Origin of the sequence: Mesotoga sp. HF07.pep.5.2.highcov (genome assembly GCF_003666285.1) — a bacterium.
In the GTDB taxonomy this organism is placed as follows: domain Bacteria; phylum Thermotogota; class Thermotogae; order Petrotogales; family Kosmotogaceae; genus Mesotoga; species Mesotoga prima.
In genome coordinates this window covers 1-2,979 of sequence record NZ_JFHJ01000457.1, presented here as the reverse complement: position 1 = coordinate 2,979, position 2,979 = coordinate 1, and the positions used below count along the sequence as shown (strand labels likewise).

At 42.2% G+C, this 2,979-nt stretch carries 3 protein-coding genes; all 3 read left to right on the top strand.

The genetic code is table 11. The features are described 5' to 3' along the window. Positions 1 to 880 precede the first annotated feature (880 nt). Complete coding sequence (locus BG32_RS17135) at positions 881 to 1,276, top strand: AraC family transcriptional regulator (protein ID WP_121509812.1); 396 nt, start codon at positions 881 to 883, stop codon at positions 1,274 to 1,276. A gap of 30 nt (positions 1,277 to 1,306) precedes the next feature. Further along, positions 1,307 to 1,690, top strand: a complete 384-nt coding sequence (locus BG32_RS09660) for a GyrI-like domain-containing protein (RefSeq protein WP_006492554.1) — start codon at positions 1,307 to 1,309, stop codon at positions 1,688 to 1,690. Between the two features lie 849 nt (positions 1,691 to 2,539). Further along, on the top strand, positions 2,540 to 2,979 hold a 440-nt coding region (locus BG32_RS09655), incomplete at its 3' end, for an amidase family protein (RefSeq protein WP_409072658.1).

Sequence of the window (2,979 nt, the reverse complement as noted above, 5' to 3'; positions counted from 1 at the left end):
CATTACTCTTGATCTGATTGAATCTTCAACGATGTTTGAGTAGATCTCCCTTTCTCTGTAGTGAACCTTTCTTTCTCTTCCTCTCATCTTCCTCACCTCCTTCATAGGTAATGTGGGAAGGACTCTCCTGCCAGTTTCTCTTTGAACTTTCTGACTGCTCTTTCAACGGACGCTGGATCTATCACTTTTCTCATTCTCACACCTCCTTTTTATTAATCTATGCTTCTACATTCATAATATATCACACAAAATAATCAAAAGTCAAGAGGTAAAATAAAAAAATCTTAGATAAATATAATTATTATTGGAATTACTATAATTATTTGCTCTGATATAAAGAAAAATACTGAATATATTATGGAATCAAGCAACTGCAATTGGAAGAAGTGAATTATTGTCCAGTTTTCAGGTATATTATTTGTTCATTGTATTGAGAAGGATCAATTTTAGTTTTTAATTTGGCCAGTTTTAATGTTTGATTCTTTCTGCAGAACTAGATATATTTGACTAATTAACATTGAGGTTATACTATGGGCGATTTAAGATGTTTGTGCATTGGACAAGGGTAATTTGGTTGCTCGAAGGTCCAGTAAAAGAACCAGTTGGTATTAGTGGCCTTGAATCGGGAGGAGGTATTTGGTTTGTCGAAGGTTCACGCTAAGAAATCCTATTCACCAGAAAAAAGAGATACTTCACTTGAAGCTGCACCTTTACCTAATGATAGCATCCACTTCATGCTTGAAGCAGAGCGCAAGGCATCTCGACTTACATTCCATTCCAAAAGGAAAGATAAGATATGAATCAGTTCATCCCTGAGCGCCTTTTACATGGCGTCTGCATATCAAGAATAAACGAGATAATGAACTACATAGGATATTAACTGTCAGAGTCACTCACGCTTGATGAGCTGTCAGATGTAGCGGGATTCTCGAAATATCACTTTCACAGAATTTTCCATGCCTCCGCTGGAAACACTCTCTTCCAGTTCATATGGAGAACAAGGCTTGGAGAGGCTGTTACACTCTTTGCAAACGATCCCAATAGTACAGTTGCTCAGGTCGCAGATCAGTGCGGTTTCGCCAGCGGATCATCGCTCAGCAGAAGTATCAAGAAGCGTTTTGGAATGAATCCACTCCAGTTGAAAAATGAGAAATCCAATAAGATCAATAGCGGAGTGACTGAAAGCAATTTAGGTATTTTCGAAGGCAATGTAGATCACCCAACATTCTTTCCCGCCTCCACAATCGTAGCATCGACAGTATTTTTAGGAGGATGAATATGGGAAAAAGCCGAGAGAGTAGATACCGTGAATTTTGAGGAGAGTACGGTTGCTTATGTCCGCTACATAGGTCCTTGTGCGGGTGATGAGAAACTATTCGAAACCCTGTTCAACAAACTCTGTTCCTGGGCAGGTCCTCGAGGATTTCTGGAAAAGAAGAGCGCAAGTTCTCTCATCATTTACCACGATAATCCGGAAGTGACTGAAGAGGAAAAGCTGAGACTGAGCGTGTGCATTACAGTTCCTCAAGGCACAAGAGTAGACGGTGATATTGGAAAGATGATTGTTCCTGCAGGGGGATATGCGGTCGCACACTTCGAACTGGATTCAACCGAGTGTGCTCAGTCGTGGAACTGGCTTTACGATGTTTGCCTGCCTGAGAGTGGTTACATAGCTAACGACCTTCATTAGAGAGTGCCAGGATGTGGAAAGCTCAGAAGAGGGAATAAAATTGAGAGATCACTGTACCGACAAGTAGCACGTAGAACAGGACAATCAGTTTACTAATAACGGTTCTCCGTTCTCTTGAAAGAACAACTGCAAGTTGCTAGAGCATTTGTAAGTAGTCTCCACAGATTCTGTACCATGGATCCTTTTCTGCTAACGGAGAATCAGCTTCTTTTTATTTCCGCTTCCAAAACGATTTTTAATGACCCAGATCCCGAACTGAATTGCTGATGACCCTGAACAAGAAAATTTCAGGGGAGGCTCCACAGTATGACAAAGTAAGGAATTAGTATGAGTAATACTTGATAACAGCCTCGATAGCCCTGAAGGTCCTCGTGGGTCAACCGCTTCTGTTCAAAACCCCTAGACTCCGCATGCGAGAACCCTCTTGATTTGGTCATCTGAACTTGTTTCAGCATCTCTTTTCGATAATTTCGACCAAGTAAGATCCTTGCCGAGGAGTTAGATTCGCTAATGGAATGGCGAAAAATGGAAGCCAGATTCTTATGCTTACCATAGCCATTACCAGAGATAGTCGTCTACGGAAAATGCGCCGAAAAATTGCATCGCTCTTGTCAGGAAAACCGTGAACCGTTATTCCCTTTTCGAGCGCAACTAACAGAGTTTCGTTAAAGCGTGTACATAGCAGATAACTTCTCACTAGTGGTAGATGTAATAAGATTATGCTTCCGGCCTTCAGTATATTCGAGTTGCTCTCTTCTGTTAGAAGTGCCCTGAAAATGTTAGAATTGTCATGAATATCTGGAGGTGGCTTTCGTGACAAAGAACCCGCTAAATCTGAGGCTCTCGGAAATCATTTCTCTAGGAGACACTTACAAGTTCTACAAAGAGAGAATTGACAAATACAACAATGAACTCAATGCATTCCTTCAGGCAAGAACCCTTTCAGAAGAAAGACAGGGCTTTCCCTACGCCATAAAGGATAATATTCTTGCGGTAGGAACAAGGACGACTTGTGCGAGCAGAATACTCGAAAACTACGATTCACCATACGACGCAACAGTAACTCAGAAATTGAATTCCAAAGGTGGACAGCTTCTGGGCAAGACGAACATGGATGAGTTCGCAATGGGGTCATCAACTGAGAACTCAGCGTTTGGACCGTCGAGAAATCCCTGGGATCTGAATCGTATACCGGGTGGTAGTAGTGGAGGAAGTGCCGCAGCAGTTGCGGCAGGTCTCACACCTTTTGCGCTTGGAAGCGATACGGGCGGTTCAGTCCGGCAACCAGC